At 66.1% G+C, this 19,155-nt stretch carries 13 protein-coding genes; 5 read left to right on the top strand and 8 right to left on the bottom strand.

What is annotated here, in order from left to right; translation table 11 throughout:
* Positions 1 to 46: 46 nt before the first annotated feature.
* Genes IB255_RS19935 through IB255_RS19925 form a run of 3 tightly spaced genes read left to right on the top strand, consistent with a single transcriptional unit; the run spans position 47 to position 3,693 of the window.
* A complete protein-coding gene (locus IB255_RS19935) occupies positions 47 to 1,255 on the top strand; it encodes a M20 aminoacylase family protein (RefSeq protein ID WP_192210750.1) in 1,209 nt (402 codons plus the stop codon).
* A complete protein-coding gene (locus IB255_RS19930; RefSeq protein WP_081518251.1) occupies positions 1,252 to 2,526 on the top strand; it encodes an MFS transporter in 1,275 nt (424 codons plus the stop codon). The genes IB255_RS19935 and IB255_RS19930 overlap by 4 nt, the downstream gene beginning before the upstream one ends.
* 57 nt (positions 2,527 to 2,583) lie before the next feature.
* Entirely contained in the window at positions 2,584 to 3,693 is a 1,110-nt protein-coding gene (locus IB255_RS19925) for a M14 family metallopeptidase (RefSeq protein WP_081518250.1), read from the top strand.
* Here the strand turns inward: IB255_RS19925 and IB255_RS19920 are convergent.
* From IB255_RS19920 to IB255_RS19890, 7 genes are all read right to left on the bottom strand, one after another.
* Positions 3,663 to 4,178: a GNAT family N-acetyltransferase gene (locus IB255_RS19920; RefSeq protein WP_081518249.1), complete on the bottom strand. Its 516-nt coding sequence runs from the start codon at positions 4,176 to 4,178 to the stop codon at positions 3,663 to 3,665. The two genes, IB255_RS19925 and IB255_RS19920, sit on opposite strands and share 31 nt — an antisense overlap.
* A gap of 96 nt (positions 4,179 to 4,274) precedes the next feature.
* Positions 4,275 to 4,454: a hypothetical protein gene (locus IB255_RS19915; protein WP_024762799.1), complete on the bottom strand. Its 180-nt coding sequence runs from the start codon at positions 4,452 to 4,454 to the stop codon at positions 4,275 to 4,277.
* A 165-nt stretch (positions 4,455 to 4,619) separates the two neighbouring features.
* Positions 4,620 to 5,066, bottom strand: coding sequence for a hypothetical protein (locus tag IB255_RS19910; protein WP_081518247.1), 447 nt, complete (start codon positions 5,064 to 5,066; stop codon positions 4,620 to 4,622).
* 358 nt (positions 5,067 to 5,424) lie between these two features.
* Complete coding sequence (locus IB255_RS19905; protein WP_192210749.1) at positions 5,425 to 6,780, bottom strand: OmpA family protein; 1,356 nt, start codon at positions 6,778 to 6,780, stop codon at positions 5,425 to 5,427.
* A gap of 265 nt (positions 6,781 to 7,045) precedes the next feature.
* Positions 7,046 to 8,839 (bottom strand): acyl-CoA dehydrogenase, encoded by a 1,794-nt coding sequence (locus IB255_RS19900; protein WP_192210748.1) that lies wholly within the window; start codon positions 8,837 to 8,839, stop codon positions 7,046 to 7,048.
* Positions 8,840 to 9,068: 229 nt separating this feature from the next.
* Positions 9,069 to 10,436, bottom strand: a complete 1,368-nt coding sequence (locus IB255_RS19895) for a DUF1329 domain-containing protein (RefSeq protein ID WP_192210747.1) — start codon at positions 10,434 to 10,436, stop codon at positions 9,069 to 9,071.
* Between the two features lie 24 nt (positions 10,437 to 10,460).
* The gene (locus tag IB255_RS19890) at positions 10,461 to 12,320 is read right to left on the bottom strand and encodes a DUF1302 domain-containing protein (protein WP_192210746.1); all 1,860 of its coding nucleotides are present in this window, start codon (positions 12,318 to 12,320) and stop codon (positions 10,461 to 10,463) included.
* A gap of 269 nt (positions 12,321 to 12,589) precedes the next feature.
* Between IB255_RS19890 and IB255_RS19885 the strand changes: the two genes are divergently transcribed.
* The gene (locus IB255_RS19885) at positions 12,590 to 14,995 is read left to right on the top strand and encodes a helix-turn-helix transcriptional regulator (protein ID WP_192210745.1); all 2,406 of its coding nucleotides are present in this window, start codon (positions 12,590 to 12,592) and stop codon (positions 14,993 to 14,995) included.
* Here the strand turns inward: IB255_RS19885 and IB255_RS19880 are convergent.
* Positions 14,992 to 17,700 carry a LuxR C-terminal-related transcriptional regulator gene (locus tag IB255_RS19880; RefSeq protein ID WP_192210744.1) on the bottom strand — a complete coding sequence of 903 codons (2,709 nt, stop codon included), beginning with the start codon at positions 17,698 to 17,700 and terminating at the stop codon, positions 14,992 to 14,994. The two genes, IB255_RS19885 and IB255_RS19880, sit on opposite strands and share 4 nt — an antisense overlap.
* A 200-nt stretch (positions 17,701 to 17,900) precedes the next feature.
* On the opposite strand from IB255_RS19880, the gene IB255_RS19875 reads away from it, so the two are divergent.
* Positions 17,901 to 19,028, top strand: coding sequence for a CaiB/BaiF CoA transferase family protein (locus IB255_RS19875; RefSeq protein WP_192210743.1), 1,128 nt, complete (start codon positions 17,901 to 17,903; stop codon positions 19,026 to 19,028).
* Positions 19,029 to 19,155 lie beyond the last annotated feature (127 nt).

The raw sequence follows: 19,155 nt of genomic DNA, 5'->3' as shown, positions 1-19,155 counted from the left end.
GTGGGGCATCCTGCCGGCCACATCAGAACAATGAGCAGGATGCGGCATGAGTCAGCACCCCCTTACCCAGCACGAGACAGTCGAAAGACTATTCGCTTCCCAGGAAGCCTTCGCCCGGATTCGTCGGGACCTTCACCAGCACCCCGAGCTGGGCTTCGAGGAAGCGCGCACCGCCTCCATCGTCGCCGGCTACCTGCGCGAATGGGGCTATGAAGTCCATGAGGGCGTGGGTGGCACCGGCGTTGTCGGTGTGCTGCGCCAGGGCAACAGCACGCGCAGCATTGGCATCCGCGCCGACATGGACGCGCTGCCCATCGACGAAGCCAGCGGCGTACCCTACGCCAGCCAGCACGCCGGCCGCATGCACGCCTGTGGGCACGACGGGCACACCGCCATCCTGCTCTGCGCCGCCCGCGACCTGGCCGAGCAGCGCCACTTCGACGGCACCCTCAACCTGATCTTCCAGCCCGCCGAGGAAGCCCTGGGTGGCGCCGTGGCAATGATGGACGACGGCCTGTTCGAGCGTTTCCCCTGCGACGCGGTGTACGCGCTGCACAACGCGCCGGGCCTGCCGGTGGGCTGCTTCCTCACCCGCGAGGGCGCGCTGACGGCATCCTCGGATCGCGTGTCGATCCGCCTGACCGGCGTCGGCGGCCATGGCGCCATGCCGCACCTGACCAAAGACCCGATTGTCGCCGCCGCCGAGCTGGTGCTGGCGCTGCAAAGCATTGTGGCGCGCAACGTGCCGTCCACCGAAGTGGCCGTAGTGACCGTGGGGATGCTCAAGGCAGGGGAGGCGGCGAACGTGATTCCCGACCACGCCGACCTGCGCCTGAGCGTGCGCGCCACCAAGCCGGAAGTGCGTGAGTTGCTCAAGCAGCGCATCGGCGAGATCACCCGTGGCGTCGCCGCCGTGCACGGCATGGAACTGCACTACGAGTACGAGGAGCTGGTGCCGGTGCTGGTCAATACGCCGGAGGAAACCCGCCTCGCACGCCAGGTGCTGACCGAATTGGTCGGCCCGCAGCGCCTGCTCTCCGATATCCCTTCGGGCTTCCTCGGCAGCGAGGATTTCGCCTGGATGCTGGAGCGCCGTCCCGGTTGCTACATCGCCCTGGGCAACGGCAACAGCGGCCCCAGCGGCTGCATGGTCCACAACCCCGGCTACGACTTCAACGACGGCGCCATTCCCTTCGGCGCGGCGCTCTGGGTGCGGCTGGTGGAGACTTCGCTGTCGAGAGGGGGGCAGGCATGAAACAGCGCACCGTAGTCCTCATCCTGCTGATGCTGGTGATGGTCATCAGCGTACTGGACAAGACCATCTTCGCCTTCGCCGGCGCGCAGATCATCGACGAGCTGAAGCTCTCGCCAACCGAGTTCGGCTTCATCGGTAGCGCGTTCTTCTTCCTTTATTCGATCTCCGGCGTGCTGGTGGGCTTCCTCGCCAACCGCTTCCCGACACGCTGGATTCTCGCCGGCATGTCGGTGGTCTGGATGGCCTCGCAACTGCTGGTGGCGCTGTCCAGCGGCTTCGCCGCGCTGGTCGCCGGGCGCCTGCTGCTGGGAGCCGGCACCGGGCCGGGCACGGCGGTCACCCAGCACGCCTGCTTCAAGTGGTTCGGCCCGAAGGAGCGTGTGCTGCCCTCGGCGCTGATCCAGGTGTCGATCATGCTCGGCGCGGTGCTCGGTGCGTTGAGCCTGCCGCTGGCGATCCAGCACTTCGGCTGGCGCACCGCGTATTTCCTGCTGGCGCTGCTCGGGCTGGTCTGGCTGGTGGTCTGGCTGGTCCTCGGCCGTGAAGGCCAGCAGACCGAGGAAGAGGGGCCGGGTTCGTCACTGCGCCTGCCGTACAGCCGCCTGCTGCTCAACCGCAGTTTCATCTGGATCACCCTGATGGGCTTCCTCAGCTACCTGCCCACTGCGCTGGTGTACAGCTGGGTGCCGGTGTACCTGCAGAAGGGCCAGGGCATGACGCCCATGCAGTCGGGCTACACGGTGATGGTGGTGACGGTCGGGGTGATCCTTGCCAACCTGCTGCTCTCCACGCTCTCCCAGCGGGCGATGAAGCGCGGCGCCTCGGTGCAGCGCGCCATGGTGCTGCCGCCGATGGCCTTCGCAGCGGTCGCCGGTGTTGCCTTCTGCGCGCTGACCCTGCTGCACGGCGATCGCCTGGCGATCTTGGTGCTCTACGCCCTGGGCGCGATCCTGGTGAACGTCCTGCCGACCTTCTGCAACACCCTGGTCGCCTACATCGCCCCGAGTGCCCAGCGTGGCTCTATGCTGGCCATTCACATTGGCGGCATGACCAGTGCCGGCATGCTCGCGCCCTGGATCGTCGGCCAGCTGGTCGAGCTGCGCGGCGGTGACATCGCCCATGGCTTCGAGACGGCGCTTGGCCTGTTCGGCGTGCTCACCGTGGTCGGCGCCATCCTCGGCTGCCGGATCATCGCCCCCGAGCGCACCCGCCAGTCCCTGCAGGGCGAGCACAGCGAAACGCCGCTGCCCGGTGCGGTCGGCCACGCCTGATATTCCCCGAAGGGCCCGCCCAGCGGGCCCCGCAACATCCAATCATCCGGAGCGGTGATGAACCCGTCTGCCTGTTTTTCCCAGAGCTACGCCGAAGCGCGTGGCAAGTTTCTCGCCGCGTGCCTGTCCGCCGGTCTGGTCGTCGAATCCCACCGCCACCCGCTGGCCGGCCGCGATGGCGAACCGCTCGCGCTGGACGTGGCACGCAGTGGTCCGCGCGATGCGCAGAACCTGCTGATCATCAGCAGCGGCTGTCATGGAGTGGAAGGTTTCTGCGGCTCGGCGGTGCAGGTCGCGCTACTCAATGATCCCGACTGGCTGGAGCAATGCGCCAAGTCCGATTGCGCAGTGCTCTACCTGCATGCGGCCAACCCCTACGGTTTTTCCTGGTGGCGACGCTGGACCCACGAGAACGTCGACCTCAACCGCAACTTCATCGACTTCTCCCAGCCGCGACAGCGCAACCAGGCCTACGCGGCCCTCGACCCGATCCTGATCCCGCGCCGCTGGCCGTCCTTCGCCAGCCACCTGCGCCTGCTGCGCTACGCCATGTGCCACGGCCGCAAGCAACTGCAGGCGGCCATATCCAGCGGCCAGGACAGCCATCCCAACGGCCTGTTCTACATCGGCGCCAAACCGACCTGGAGCAACCTGGCCGTGCGCCAGGTGCTGCGCCAGCACGCCCGCGACTGCGCACGACTGGGCTGGATCGACGTGCACACCGGCCTGGGACCAAAGGGCCATGGCGAGCGCATCTACGTGGGCGGGAACGATCCGCAGACGCTGGCGCGCACGCGCCGCTGGTGGAGCGATGAGGTGACTTCGGCGCACGAAGGGGGATCGGTGTCGGTGCAGCTGCAGGGGCAGATGATCCTCAGCGCTGCGAGCGAGTGTCCGCAGGCCGAGCTGACCGCCATCGCCCTGGAGTTCGGCACGCTGCCGGGGCTCAAGGTGCTCAAGGCGCTGCGCGCGGACCAGTGGCTGGCCAACAACCCCGGCGTACCGCCGGAGAAAGCCCTGCGCATCCATCGCCAGCTGCGTGATGCCTTCTACGTGGACGAGGACGGCTGGAAGCGCCAGGTGCTGGAGCAGGCCGGCGAAGCGGCACGGCAAGCCCTCGCCGGTCTGGGCGAAGCTCAGGCGGCGCCGGTTCGCGCGTCCAGGTAACAGATCGTCGTGCGCCGCGACCCATTGGGGCGGCGCTGCGGGTCGGCGAAGGTTTCCAGCTCGTCGAAGCCGGCCTTGCGCATCATCCCGGCGGAGCCGGGGTTCTCCTCGTGGCGCTCGATGTAGACGTCGGGCAGGCCACGGGCGAGCAGATCGGCAATGGCCGCGCGCAGCAGGCGCGTACCCAGGCCGCGCCCGGCTTCGCCGCTATGCACCGTGGCCTCGGCGATATAGGCGTGACGCGGGCGCCCTTCGTGCTGGAAGCGGCCGAACGCAGCGCTCTCATGGAAGGTCACCAGGCCGCGCAGCTCATCGCCATCCACTGCGACCAGCGCCCAGACCGTCCCCTCGGCGATGCCCTGGAAGTGCTCGCGAACCGGACCGTCGGGCAGAAAGTTCCAGTCGTTGGGGCCGTGCTCGAAGATCAGGTCCAGCATGGCCGGAACGTCATCAGCGGTGGCGGGGCGAATCTGCAGGTCGGCCATGGTGCTTTCCTTGAAGTCGGGACGAACGACTCTAGCCACGGTCGATGCCCGGTTGCAGGCACAGTGGCGCAGGAAAACTGTACGGGTAGGGCCGGATCAGCGGCCGGGCAGCATCGGCGTCAGGTGCAGGATGTTCAGCAGGTGCGGAACGCGCAGCGGGTAGCAGGCCTGCAGGCGCACGCGCGCTTCGGAGAGGGTCATCTGACGGGAAAACGAGCGCAGCACGGTCTTGCCCAGGCAGTGACCGTCCTGAAAATGCACGAGGAATTCATTCATGGCGAAGCGACAACGAGGAAACACGCACGAGGTGGCGCACAGGGCGCGAATAATAGCGACTTCGACGCGTTCATCGTTGCCATAAATCATCCTTTGCAGGAACTGTCCGACGGAACGCTCGTTCCGCCACCGGCCGAACCGACGACCGGCGGCGTCGGAAAAGGCCTATAGCCCAGAAGCATGCTCGTAAGAGTAGTCCAGGCGCAGCACGTTGTAGTCCAGCCGCATGCCAAAGGCGTGCATGAAGAAGGCTTCCAGCTGCAGCTCCAGCGAGCGCGAGGTCAGCGTCGCCAGGCGCGCGCCCTGGCGGCGCGTGCGGCGGTTCACTGCGGTGAACTCCTCATGGACTATGCCCTGGGCGGCCGGGTCGGCGATCAGTCGGTAGCAACTGTCCGGAAGGTCATCGCGCTGGGTAGCGCTAAGGCTGAGTTCGGGGTGGCCGTCAGCGTTGGTGATCAGTTCCACGCTACAGCGCAGGCCTCGGTCGCGGGCGAAGCGCGAGGCCTCTTCGAAGGCCGGCAGGGCCTTCTGCAGGACCTGGATCTCGAAAGCGAGGAGGAATTGCTCGTCGAATTCGACGTCCTGGGTGTTCCGGGCTGCCTGGTTCAACATCGCCGGCATCTCCTGTGTCGATGAAACGAGAAAACTTTCGTAAGCGAGTCGGGATCGCCAAAGTTTCGTCATCGCGGCATTGCAGGACACAACGCACACACAGTCGGCCAGCAATGCCATTTGCCTGAACGAAAGGCCATCACACTTAAGCGGCGGACGACTGTCAATGAGCATTCGGACATAACGCGGGTCCAGCACAATAACCAAGCGAGCTGTTAACTGGCGGGCAAAGGCATGGGCGTGCAGACTGTTGGCTTCAGCGGGTGTAACGACGGCGTTACATGCCACAACCGCCCATCCTCGTTTCGGATGGGCGGTTGTGGGCTGGCGGGAGAAGAGCAGGGTTGATCGGCGTCGATCACTGCTCCAGTACGGTGAACTCGATACGCCGGTTCTTGGCGCGGCCCTCGTCAGTGGCGTTATCGGCAATGGGTTTGCTCTGACCATAGCCTTTGGCAGTGAGGGTCGCCGGGGCTACGCCCAGACCCACGAGCTGGCTGACAACGGCCGCGGCACGCTTCTGGCTCATGGCCAGGTTGGCCTGTTCGGTGCCGATGCTGTCGCTGTGGCCGCCCACTTCGATGCGGGTGCCGGCCGGCGCGGACTTGATCGCCTCGGCGGCGCGCTGAAGGATATCCAGGCTGTCCGGGGTGATCTTGTCGGAGTTGCTGTCGAAATAGACGTTCATCAGGTTCAGCGCCTGCACCAGGTCCTGGGCGCTGAAGCCGCTCTGCAGGCCGGCAAGCGCCGCCGTGGCGCGTTCCCACAGACCGTTCATGGACAGGCCGCTGAACAGCGAGCGCAGTTTCTGGCTGATGTCGAAGCGCTGGTCTTCGGGCAGGGCGGAAGTATCGACGGAGAGCTTGTCGCCATCGAAGCCGATCTTCAGGCCGCTGGCGCCGAGCTGGGGCAGGGCGGCGATCAGCTCGTCCAGCCACTGGGCGGGCAGGGTCTGGGTGTCGATGACGATGTCGCCGGAGACCTTGTCGGCACCGAACTGCGCCACTAGAGCGTCCCACAGACGTTGCTTGTCTGCTTTGCTCGGCAGCTTGCCGTTGACCGTGACCTGGCCGTTCTGGTTGTCGAGCTGGAACTGAGCCGGTTGTTGCTCCACCGCGGGCTCCGGTACGGGTTCCTGCACGGCTTGCTCTTGCACCTCGGGCACGGCTACGGGGGCCGGAGCCGGCTGGCTGGTGGGAGCCTGCACTGCGGAGGGGGCCTCCGGACGGCTGTGGCTGACGGCCAGGAACAGCAGGCCGAACAGCATTGCGGCGATCAGCCAGAACAGCCAGCCCAATCCCCGGCGCTCCTCACGGGGGGCCGACTGGACATGCAGCAGAGCGGTGAGCTTGGGCGGCAACACGGATGGCATCTGGCCGTTGGCGCTCAGCAGGGCGACCAACTTGGGCAGTGCTTCCGCGCCCGCTCCGTTGACCGCGCCTGGCGGCACCCCGAGCGTCTTGGCGAGGCGATGAGTGTCCTCCACGCCTAGCCCCGCGCTGAACTGATCGGGTTGCAGGGCGTTGTCGGCCGGGGCGCCACCGATCCAGCTGTTCAGCAAGTCGCCGAGCCCGGCTTCCGCGAAGCGCTTGCGGAAGCCCTCAAAGCCACCGGTGGAGCGATTGACGAGCAGATCGGCAAGCAGGCCCACGAAGCGGCCGGCCTGAGTACCCATCCCCCTCATGGCTGCCTGGTGGATGATTTTTTCTAGCATCACGGTCTCCAGTGAAGAATTGCCGGTCCGTGGCACGAGTGCGCCAACAGGGACGACCGGTAAAGCTCTGGCGCGCGGTGGCACCAGAAGGGCTGCAATTCTCTGAGGCGTGATGGGGTAGGGCAGTCAGCGGATTCCTAAATGGAACCGCTGTTTGCCGTAGGTGTGTAGTGGCTATTCCGTAGTTGGCTAGGCGGAGCCGCCGGAAGCACGGTGTCAGGAGTGCTCAAGCCGCCATCAGGGCGTGGCGGCAGCACCCCTGCGCTCAAAAGGCGAAGTCCTCCATCGCCAGGGCAGCGTCGCCGCCGTCAACAATGGCCTGCGCCAGACCCGGTGCGCGGGTGAGGAAATGCCCGGCATAGAACTGCGCGGTACGCAGCTTGGCCCGGTAGAACGCGGCGTCGCCGCTGTTGCCGGCCAGGCGCTCGCGGGCCACCTGGGCGGAGCGCGCCAACTGCCAGCCGCCGGTGACGATACCGAACAGTTCCAGCAGCGGCACCGAACCCAGCGCCACCTGGCGCACCTGGTCGTCGTAGTGCTTCACCACGTAGTTGACCGCGTCATCCAGGGCGTTGATCGCCGAGAACAGACGATGACGAATCGCGGCCAGTTGCGGGTCGTCGTCCGGCAGCGCCAGTTGCGCTTCACGCAAGCGGGCGATCAGGGCGAAGGCGGCCGCGCCCTTGTCGCGGGCAATCTTGCGACCGATCAGGTCGAGCGCCTGGATACCCGTGGTGCCCTCGTAGATCGGCGTGATCCGAGCGTCGCGCAGATGCTGGGCGGCACCGGTTTCCTCGATGAAGCCCATACCGCCATGGACCTGCACGCCAAGGGAGGCGATGTCCACCGCGTTTTCGGTGCACCAGCCCTTGATCACCGGGATCATCAGCTCGACGAAGGCTTGTCGTTCGCGGCGCACCGCCTCGCTCGGGTGGCTGTGGGCCAGGTCCGTTGCCAGCGCCACTTCGCAGGCCAGCGCGCGCATGGCTTCCACCCGAGAGCGCATGGACATGAGCTGGCGGCGAACGTCCGGATGGCGAATGATCGCCGCCTTTTCCCGCCCCGGAACACCAATCTCCGTGCCCTGGATGCGCAGCCGGGCATAGGCCACCGCGCGCTGGTAGGCGCGTTCGGCCAGGCCGATGCCTTCGATGCCGACGGAGAAGCGCGCCGCGTTCATCATGATGAACATGTACTCCAGGCCGCGGTTCTCTTCGCCCACCAGCCAGCCGGTGGCGCCGCCCTGGTCGCCGAAGGCCAGCACGGCGGTCGGGCTGCCGTGGATACCGAGCTTGTGCTCGATGGATACGCAACGCAGGTCGTTGCGCTCGCCCAGGCTGCCGTCGGTGTTCAGTCGCACCTTGGGCACCACGAACAGCGAAATGCCTTTCACGCCATCCGGCGCACCCGGCACGCGGGCCAGCACCAGGTGGACGATGTTGTCGGTGAGGTCGTGCTCGCCGTAGGTGATGAAGATCTTTTGCCCGAACACCCGGTAGCTGCCGTCGGCCTGCGGCTCGGCGCGCGTGCGCACGGCGGCGAGGTCGGAGCCGGCCTGGGGTTCGGTCAGGTTCATGGTGCCGGTCCATTCGCCGCTCACCAGTTTGGGCAGCCAGGTCCGCTTCAGTTCCTCCGAGCCACGCAGCTCGATGGCCTCGATGGCCCCTCGGGTGAGCATCGGGCACAGGCCGAAGGCGACGTTGGCGGCGTTCCACATTTCCTCAACCAGCGCCGAAACCAGTCGTGGCGCGCCCTGGCCACCGAAGTCGGGCGGGCAGGAGAGGGCGTTCCAGCCGTTGTCGGCGAATCGTCCGTAGGCCTCGCGCCAGCCCTCGGCCGTGCGCACATCGCCGTCCTTCCAGTGTGCTCCCTGGCGGTCGCCAACGACATTCAGCGGCGCCAGTTCGCCCTGGGCGAAGCGCGCGGCCTCGTTGAGGATGGCGTCCACCAGCTCGGCGTTCATCTCTTCCTGGCCGGGCAGTTGGTTCAGCCTGTCGAGCAATTGCAGGTCACGCAGGACGAACTGCATGTCGCGCAGCGGGGCGATGTAGTCACTCATGTTGGAACTCCTGTGCAGCCAACGGCGCGGCCTGATTGTGCGAAGTGCGCCATTGAAGCGAGGCGGGCGCAGTGCCGCGCCCCTCTCTTTGAGTGGGCGCCACTTCAAACAGGGTCATGCAGTGGACCTGTCCTGGGCGCTGGAAGTTTTCGTATCGATGTGCGGAAGAGCGGGGAGGGTTGAAGCGAAAACGGGAAAAGGGCGCCCGTTGAGGGGCGCCCGATGGTGCTCAGCGAATGCCGGAGTTGCGCAAGGCGGCGGGAGTGAAGTCCGAAGAGAGGTACTTCATGTCGTAGCGGGTACCTTGCTTGGCTTCGTTGATCAGGTTCATCGCCAGGTAGCGGCCGGCGATCAGGTCATAGAGCGTCTGCGCGGCGTACAGGGCGACACCCTGCTGGTAGTCGTTGGCCTGGTGGCCTTCGGCAACGCGCCAGAGCTGGCCGCGGCTGTCGTAGTGATCGACTTCGGCGAGCATCCAGGTGTCCTCGTCGAAGTACATGTGGCGCTTGGCATAGACGTGGCGGGCGCCGGGCTTCAGGGTGCCTTCCACTTCCCAGACGCGGTGCAGCTCGTAACGGGTGTGCTCGGGGTTGATGTGACCGGGGCGGACGATGTCGGCCAGCTTGAGTTTCGGCGACATCAGCTGGTAGCTGTTGTACGGAATGTAGATTTCCTTCTTGCCGATCAGCTTCCAGGTGTAGCGGTCCGGCGAGCCGTTGTAGAGGTCGGAGTTGTCAGCGGTGCGCATACCGTCGGCGGCGCTGCCCGGACCGTCGTAAGCCACTTCCGGAGCGCGGCGCACGCGGCGCTGGCCGGCGTTGTAGGTCCAGGCCTGGCGGGGTTCCTTGATCTGGTCGATGGTCTCGTAGGCGAGGTTCACGGTGCCGGTGAGACGCGACGGGGCGATGATCTCCTGCTTGTAGTAGTAGAGGATGTTCGCGCTCTTGGCCGGGTCGACATCGCTCATGAACTGCGGGAAGCCGGTGTTTTCCTTGAAGCCCACGGCGGTGAAGTCGCCATTCACCTGTGGCACGACCTGAGCGCTGTAGCGTTCGAGGCTGGTGCCGCGGTAGCGACCCTCGTGGTTCCAGACCACTTCCACGCCGCTCTTGGGGATGGGGAAAGGCGTGTAGCGGGTCTCGAAGTGGGCCAGGGCGTTGCCGTCGTTCGCCAACTCCACCTGTGTCGCGCCCTTCTTGATGGCGTCGTAGACCGCCTGCGGTGCCGAGGCGCTGCGGTGAGTGGGGTAGACCGGGATCTTGTAGCTGTCCGGGTAGCGCTTGAACAGTGCGAGCTGGCCGGGGGTCAGCTTGTCCTTGTACTGCTCGGCGTTCGCCGCGGTGATGGTGAACAGGAGCTTGTCGCCGGCGAAGGGATCGCCGAGGAAACCGTTGTTGACCGGCGCGGCGCCGGGCTTCAGGCCACCGGTCCAGGCGGGAATGCTGCCATCGGCGTTGCCTGCCTTCTCCGCGCCGGTCGGGGTCAGCTTGGCACCGCCCAGTTGCTCGGCTTCCTGCGGGGAAATGGCGGCCAGTGCGCTGCAGGCCAAAAGGGAAAGCGCCAGTGCGCTGCCGCCCAGGGTGAAGTGTTTCTTCATGGTGTGCGTCTCCGTGGTCATCGGTTAGAAGTTCACGCCCAGGCTCAGCGAGACGAAGTCGCGGTCGGTCATGGTGTTGTATTTACCGTCGAAGTAGGTCGTGTAGTTGAGCGCGGCGGTGTAGGTGTTCTGGTAGTCGGCGTTCAGGCCGAGGCTGACGGCCTTGGCGCCTTCCTCGAAGTTCGGCCCTGTGCCTTCCACGTCGTGGGACCAGGCGAGGTTGGGCGAGAGGTTGATGCCGGCCACCGCGTTGGGGTAGTCCAGCTGGCTGCGGATGCGGTAGCCCCAGGAGTCGGCGGTGTAGAAGCCGTGGCTGTTGCACTGCTGGGCGGGGTTGCTGGCGTTGGGCTTGCCTGCGTTGCTGCCGTGGCAGGTTGCTGCGCCATCGCCTCCGTAGACGTCTGGCAGGATGCCGGAGCCGAATGCCGGGCTGCGACCGAAGCGCAGGTCGGTGCCGTCGGTATCGCCCAGGCCGTTGATGCGGTTGTAGCCGACCTCACCGACCACGGTGAGGCGGTCCGCGCCCATCACCTGGTTGAACAGCTTGGTCACGGTGGTCTGCACCTGCAGCACCGGCTTGCGGTCGTAACCGTTGATCGTGCCGCCAGCCGGTGTGTTGCTGGAGAAGCCGGTGGTGAACAGCGGGGAGGCGGAGGTCTTGCCGACGGGCGTCAGCGTGGCGCTCACCAGGTCGGCGGTGTTGAGCTGCAGCGGCATGTTCGGCCGATAGCTCATTTCGCCGCCCCAGGAGACGCCTGCCAGGTTGGTGGCGAAACTCAGGCCGTAGAGGCGGATGTCTTCGGGGTAGTCGATGAAGTACTTGGCGTCGCGAATCGGCGCCAGGGAGTTGGCCGCTTTGGGGTCTGTGCGCACGGTGCTGAGGAACGGACTGCGGCTGTGGTACTTCATGGCGTAGGCGCCGAACTCGGTCTCGTTCAGCTCCGGCACGAACCAGCGCAGGGCCAGGCCATACTGGCCGCTGTTGCGCGGGTCGTTGTCCTTGCCGCGCGGAATATAGGCGTCGTCGCGCATCTTGGCTATATCTTGGGGGTTGGTGCTGGTGTTATGGGCAATGCCAGGCGCCAAGTCATAGCCGCCGGTAACGAGACGGTCGTCGCAACCCTTGGCCACGCCGTCGGCGCCGAAGAAGGTGCCGCAGTTGTCGGTGACGGTCTTGTCCCATTTGAACTGGTAGAAGGCTTCGGCGGTGATGTTCTCGGTCAGTCCCTGGGAGACGTAGAACATCTGCACCGGCACCAGGCCCTCTTTCACTTCCGATCCGGGGCGGCGCAGGGCGGCGACATCCAGCGGGTTGATCGAGCTGATGCCATTCTGGATGAAGGTGCTCTCGCCCCAGTTCACCACCTGCTTGCCCAGGCGGACGTTGCCGGGCAAGTCACCGAGGTTGTAGTTGTGGTAGACGAAGGCGTCGAGGAACATCGCCCCGGAGCTCTTTGCGGCCTGGTCACGGCCGTGGTCGTCGATGTCGTAGAAGTGCTGGTGACCGTCCTTGAGTTCGAAGTCGTACCAGTACTTGCCACGCAGGAAGGCGCCGCTTTCCCCGTATTTCAGTTCGAGGTCGTGCAAGCCCTTGACGATGGTCGAGATGTTCTCGCCGCTCTTGAAGTTCAGACGGTTGTCGTCGGTGGTGCGTGAGGAGGACTTGCCACCCCGCACGCCCATCGAGTTGTTGTTCGAGATGAACTGCTTGTCCGGTGCAGTAGTGGACCAGCTGCTGCCGAAGGTGATCGACGAGTCGAACTTGCCCTCGATTTCCCCCATGTTGAAGTCGACAGCTCCGGCCTGCGAGCCGCAGGTCATGGTGACGGCGATGGCCAGGAGACGTGGCTGGAATGGGCTGCTCTTTGTTGTTCTTGTAGTCATGCGGTACCCCAATGAAGCGCTCGGTGAGTCAATGGAGTAGCCATGCTATGAAGTCGAACAACGGCCCTGAATTGCCTGTTCAGGTAATTTCGCGGGTTACCCGGCGCGCTGGGGACCTGCAGGAGTCGCTGGAGTGGTGGCGGCGGCGGCGCCTGGGGGAAGAAAGGTAACCGGAGCTGTCACCGTTCGGATCGAATACCTCGAATGGTTGATGGTGAAAGGTCGCAAGGCTGGCAAGGATCGACTGACAGTCAGTTCGGTACCCGCCCATGACGCTTTCCAGCCCCCTGCCTTCGAAGGTTTCCAGCCTGGCCATTCATCTGCCCCGCGAGCGTCTGAGTGGGCAGGTGCTGGCAGCGCACCGGCTCTGCCTGCTCGAAGCACCGGGCGGCTTCGGCAAGACCGCCTTGCTGCGCGAGAGCCTGGCGCAGCTGCCGGCGGACACCCGCTATGCCTGGCTTGCCCTGCATGGCCGGCCGGTGTCGCCGGCGCAGCTTTCCGGGTTGCTGGCGCGCCAGCTGGGCCTCGGCCGGGAGGCCGCGCCGGAGGTCCTGCTCGATTGCCTGCGCCACGCCTCCGCGCCGCTGTATCTCATCCTCGACGACTATCCGGCCCAGGCATCAGAACTGGATGCCTGGCTGATCGGCCTGCTGGAAGAGGACGCCCCCGTGCACTTCTGGGTCAGCGCTCGCCAGCGTCCGTGCTGGCCGTTGGCGCGGCTGTCGCTGGAAGGCGATGTCGTTGCACTGGGGGCCGACAGCCTTGCGCTCACGCGCGAGGAGTTCGGCCGCCTGTTGCCGCTGATCGCGGGCAGTCACCCAGATGACTTTGCCGATGAATTGTGGGAGGCCACGCTGGGCTGGTGTGCCATGGTGCACCTGGGGCTGCAGGGACGGGGCGACTCGGCCCGGCCGGCGGCGTTGAGGCGCCGCGAGTATGTTCGCGACGATCTGCTGGCACGCATGGGCGAGGCACAGCGCTCCATGCTCCGCGGCATTGCGCACCTGCCCAAGGTGTCTGCCGCCATGTGCGCAGAGCTCTGGCCGGAGCTGGATGCCAGCCGGCAGTTTGCTGCGCAATTGCTTGTCCTGGGAATGCTGTCGCCACTGGACCCCGAGGCGCGCTGGTGGCAGTTGCATCCCGTGGTCGCGCGGGCGCTGGTCGATGAATTACCGCCCCGCGAGGCCAGCCACCTGCGCCTGCACGCCTGTCGCTTGCTGCGCGAAGCCGGCTTTGTCGGCGATGCGGTGGAGCTGGCGCTGCAGGAAGGGCAGGTGGATACCGCGGCCAGCTACATGGAGCGCGTTCCGTTGGCCTGGCTGTTCGCCGGTCAGCACCTGCACAGCTGGTTGGGATGGCGCGAGCGACTCTCGTCGAACCTGCTGGAAAGCACGCCTTTTCTTATCTACCTCAATGCCCAGGCGCTGCTGATCGGGTGGCGGTTGGATGAAGCGCAGGCCTGCATCGATCGACTCGGCTGGCAGCTGCCGCAGCCTTGCGCGCAGCATCAGCGGCGTATGCTGGCCAACTGGGAGGCACTGCAGGGCACGCTGTTCGGGCTGCGGGGACATGGTGAGCGAGCGCGCAGGCACTGTCGGTCTGCCCTGGAGGATCTCGATTCACGGGATTGGCATTCGATCCACCTGTGTTACTCGACGCTGGCGCGCATCGCGATGTCGGAGGGGCAGGCCGAGCAGGCCGAAGCCTTGCTCGACAAGGTGGTTGGCCTGGCGCGCCGGCAGGGCTGTCTGGCCAGTGAAGTGCTGGTTGACACCGACCGCATACGCCTGTTGATCCTGACCGGCGAGTGGTCATTGGCCGAGGAAGTGCTGGACCATGATTTCGAGTTGCTCCGCGACCATGGCGCCGAGTACCCGCTATTGCTCGGCAGGCTCCTGCTGCTGCAGGCGGAGCTGGCGATTCTCAATGGCGACGCCGAGCAAGGGGAGTCGCTCTATCGGCGTGGATTCGTCTATGCACGGCGCTGCAGTGATCCTTTCATCCTGCATGCCGGTCTCGGACTTTCGGAGGCGTCGACCTATCGAGGCGACCTGACCCAGGCCGAGGCCCATCTGCGCGAGGTGCGCCGGCATCTGGAGTGCCTGCGGGCAGACGCGCTCTGCTATGAACCGGTGCTCGGCGTGCAGACCTTGCGGCTGATGGCCCGTCAGCAGCGCTGGCCGGAGATCCTGGGGCGCGTCCGGCGCGCGGTCGAAAGTCTATCCGCCCCGGACATCCTGCCGCCGCTGAATGCACCTTCCTTGCGCTATCGCGCCCAGCAGTTGCTCGCGCTCACGCTCGAAGGCCTGGGCGATAGAGCCGCGGCGCTGGAAGCTTCGCGAAAGTGGCGGGAAACCTGCGAGCGGCAGGGATTCGCCGGGCTGATCCGGGCGCGCCCTGAGGCCATGACTGCGTCGCCGATGGGGTGCCAGGAATCGAGTTGCAACAGCACCGATGAGCTCCCGGACGCGACCCTGGCGAGAGTGCTCACGCCGCGGGAAATGGGTGTGCTGCGGTTGATGGCCGAGGGGCTGACCAACCAGGAAATCAGCGGGCGGCTGTTCATCTCGCTGAACACGGTGAAAGCCCACACCATTCATATCAACCACAAGCTCGGTGTGAAGCGTCGTACCCAGGCTGTCCGGCGAGCGCGCGAACTGGGCCTGCTGGCCTAGTCGATCAGGCGGCGAGCGCGGGCGATAGCGATGACTTCAGTACGCCCTTCGGCGCCGAGCTTGCCGCTGATATTGCGCAGGTGAGTCTTCACCGTATGCAGTGACAGGCACAGTTGGTCGGCGATGCTCTGGTTGCGTCCGCCACCGGCCAAAAGGCGCAGTACGTCCAGCTCGCGGGGGCTCAGTGCCGGCGTGTCTTCACTGTCGCCGCCCCCGGCCTGGCCGGCTTCCTGTAGCAGGCGGTGGAGGAAGTCGGCGGAAACCTCCAGGCTGCTGCAGGCGGGCCCCAGCTTGACCATCCACTGTCGCAGCAGTTGGGCGAGGCGGTCACCTTCCTCGTGGAAGGTCTGGACGAAGCCTTCACGGCTGGCCCATCGCAACGCCGGCAGCAAGGTGTCGAAGGCGTCGTCCTGCCTGCCCAGGCCGTCCAGCGCCATCGCGAGCAGCAGGCGCAGTTTCAGCGCCCGGCGCTGACGACCTCGCTGTTGTGCCTCTTCCAGGGCCATACGCAGGTCGGTGATGGCAGGGGCATACTCGCCACGGGCAATGCGCCAGCGTTGTCGACCGATGAACAGGGTATCGACGTCGCAGCTGTAGAGCGCGATGCCAGGCTGGTCCCAGCCATTGTTGAACTCCGCCGAGCGCAGCGCCTGGGCGGCCTGGTCCAGATGGCCCTCCAGCGTGGCAACGCGCGCGCGCTCCAGCCAGGTGGCGCAGAGCAGACGGCTCGGGCCGCCCTGGCGGCCCAGTTGTTCAAGGCCAGCCAGATGATGCATCCATGCGGCGCGCTCGCCTTTCATGCCGGCGATACGCGCGAGCGTAATGTGGCTGGTGATCAGTACATCCGGCCCGGCGCTGAGGGCTGCGGATAGCGGCGTCTGGGTGAGGATGTGTCGAGCCGGATCGAGTTCGCCGGACTCGTAGAGCGTCAACGCGCGCATGGTATCTACCGAGATGCGTCCCGCCAGCCATTGCTCGTTGGAGTTCTGCAGATGGTGGTGGGCCGCCGCATCAACGCGTGTACGAGCGGCGAGGAGATGTCCTTGCAGCAGATCGATCACGCTTTCGATCACGTCGGACACTGACTGGACCACCACCATTGCCGTTTTTCCCGCGCATTGCGCCAGCTGGGCCAGCACCTCGCGGGCTGCATCGGGCTGGTCCATGGCGACCAGGCAATAGGCCAGGCAGCCGCCGAGCAGGCCGCGATGGTGCGACTGCACCTGGGGCAGGCCGGCGAACAAGGGGCGGGCAGCAGCGCAAGCGGCGTCGAGTTGATCGCTGAAGGCCAGCAGCAGGCAGCGGATGATCTCGCTCTCGCTGGTGCGCGGATTTCGCTCGACCACTTGCAGCGCCTGCTGGTAGCGGCGCGCCATGAGCAGCGTCCAGGCATGCACCAGCGCCAGGCGCGGGCGCTGGTCGATCTGCGCCGGCGGCAACTGGTCAAGGCACCGCAGCAGGGCGCGATAGCGCCCGCTGTCGAGGAGGGCATCGAGGTGGGCTTCCAGCTGGTCGATGGCGGCGCTGGCGTCGTCCACCTGCAGCAGGTGTTCGATGGCTGCCAGCGGCGAGCCGTGGCGCAGCTGCCAGTCGGCGGCTGCGCGGTGCAGTGGTCCGAGCAGTTCCGGGTGGCGGCGGGATAGCACATCGCGGAGAAAACCGGCGAACAGCCGGTGGAAGCGGAACCACTCGCCATGTCCGTCCAGGGCGATGAGGAACAGGCCCTGGCGCTGCACCTGTTCCAGCATTTTGGCGCTGTTCTCGCCCCCGCAGACCACGTCACAGAGTGGAGCGCTGAAGCGATCGAGCAGGCTGGTTCGCAGGAGGAACCCGCTCATGGCGGGCGGCAACCGGTCGAGGATGTCTTCGGTGAGGTACTCGGCCAGTTCGTGCTGCGATCCGCTGAAGGTGGCGACGAAGGCGCCGGGGTCGCGACGATCCTGCAGGGACAGCGCGGCCAGATGCAGGGCCGTGATCCAGCCTTCCGTGCGTGCGTGCAGCGTCTGGATGGCGTGTTCGGAGAGGCTCGAACCCAGCCGGTCATTGAGGTACTGACGGGTTTCGGCGAGCCCGAAGCGCAGGGTCTCGGCGGTCAGTTCGAGCAACTCGCCGCGAGCCCGAAGGTTGCCCAGTGGCAGGTTCGGCGTACTCCGGCTGGCGATGACCAACTGGCTGCCGGTGGGAAAGGCCTCCCACAGGTCGCGCAGCAGCTCCAGGGCCTCGGCGGATTGCAGCACTTCGAACTCGTCGAGGAACAGGGTGTGGGGCTTGCCGGTGGCTGCCAGGCGCGCCATGAGCTGTTCCAGCTCGGTCCGGAAGGACGTATCCGCTTCGACGGTCGGCGTACTGTCGCCGAGCAGTTCCCGCAGGCCCAGGGACAGGACTTGCGCCAGTTGCCGCGCATCATTGTCGCTGGAGTCGAGGCTCAGCCAGGCGCAATCCTCGCGGGAGGCGAACAGTTGCGCCATCAGCGTGGATTTGCCGAAGCCGGCCGGTGCGCGGATCAGTACCAGACGCGCCGCTCGCCCTTCTTCGATGCGTGACAAAAGGTAGGTGCGCTGCAGCTGTGCCTTGGCCAGCGTCGGCATTTGAAGCCGGCCAGAGAGCGCCTCGCCGCCATTCGCCGAGGTGAACCCGCCGCCCGATCCGGGCGGGTCTATGGGCTTGCGCACCAGTAGCGTCAGTAGGGGCTGCTGCTCGGCCATGGGGTAGGGCTCCGACAATCCAGAACGTGGGCTGCGCGCAGTGTGCCACGCCGCTCGAACCTTGCCACGGGGCGAATCATCCTGCCTCAGCCATTCGAGCGATTGCTCCTGCCCTGCCGCCATTTAGTGTTCCTCTTCGCAGCGGCATGCGCCGTTGTTCGCCTTTGCGGCGATATCAGAACAACAAAAGAGGACATGGCATGGCCGGGCCTTTGGCGGGCGTCAGGGTAGTGGAGATGAATGCGATCGGCCCGGCGCCGTTCGCCACGATGATGCTGGCGGACATGGGGGCACAGGTCATCCGGGTGGATCGCCTGACTTCGGGCTTTCTCAATGGCGACGACAGCGTGATCGGCAGGGGCCGTCGCAGCCTCGCCATTGACCCGCGCAAGCCCGGGGCAACCGAAGTGCTGCTGGCGCTGATCGATGGCGCCGATGTGCTGGTCGAGGGGTTCCGCCCCGGCGTGATGGAGCGCCTGGGGCTGGGCCCGGAAGTCTGCCTGCAGCGCAATCCGCGCCTGGTCTACGGGCGCATGACTGGCTGGGGGCAGAGCGGCAGCCTCGCCCCGGTGGCCGGCCATGACCTCAACTACATCGCCCTGACCGGCGCCCTGCACGCCATGGGGCACGCGGACCGCGAGCCGACGCCGCCGCTGCACCTGGTGGGTGACATGGGGGGCGGCGCATTGTTCCTTGTGGCTGGGGTACTGGCCGCGCTCTTCGAAGCGCAGCGCTCCGGCAAGGGGCAGGTAGTCGATGCGGCAATCACGGATGGCGTGGCGCTGATGTCGACCATGTACTACGAGTTCCGCCGCCAGGGCGAATGGCGCGAGCGTGGCAGCAATATCTTCGATGGCGGTGCGCCTTTCTATGGTTGCTACACCTGTGCCGACGGTCGCCTGATCTCCATCGCCTCCATCGAGTCGCAGTTCTACCGACAGTTGCTGGAGCTCTGCGAGATCGACGATCCGGAGTTCGAGCAGCAATGGGATCGCTCGCGCTGGCCAAGCCTGCGCAGCAAGCTGGAAACGATCTTCCGCACCCGCACCCGCGAGCAGTGGAGCCAACTGCTCGAAGGCACGGATGTGTGCTTCGCCCCGGTGCTGGATTTTGCCGAGGCGCCGAACCATCCCCATCTGCGGGCCCGTGGCACTTTCATACACGACGAGCAGGGTGTCTATCCGGGCCCAGCGCCGCGTTTCAGCCGTACGCCCGCCACGGCGGGCGCCCGTGGCCGCAACGGTGGACAGACGCTCGAGGTGCTTCGCGAACTGGGCCTGGATGACACGGCCATCGCCACGTTGCGCGCGGCCGGCGCTATCGCCTGAGGGGCGGGGAAGGGGTGGGTTTCCCACTCTTCCTGGGCGGGATACAGCCCGGCCGGCTTGCAAGACCATGGCTGCAAGGTGCGCCGCTTGTGGCGTGCCCTTCACACATAGATCACTGGAGAGCGCG

It is taken from the genome of Pseudomonas sp. PDM22 (assembly GCF_014851965.1).
Taxonomy (GTDB): domain Bacteria; phylum Pseudomonadota; class Gammaproteobacteria; order Pseudomonadales; family Pseudomonadaceae; genus Pseudomonas.
The sequence above is the reverse complement of the archived record's forward strand: the minus strand, read 5'-3'. Positions and strand labels throughout refer to the sequence as shown.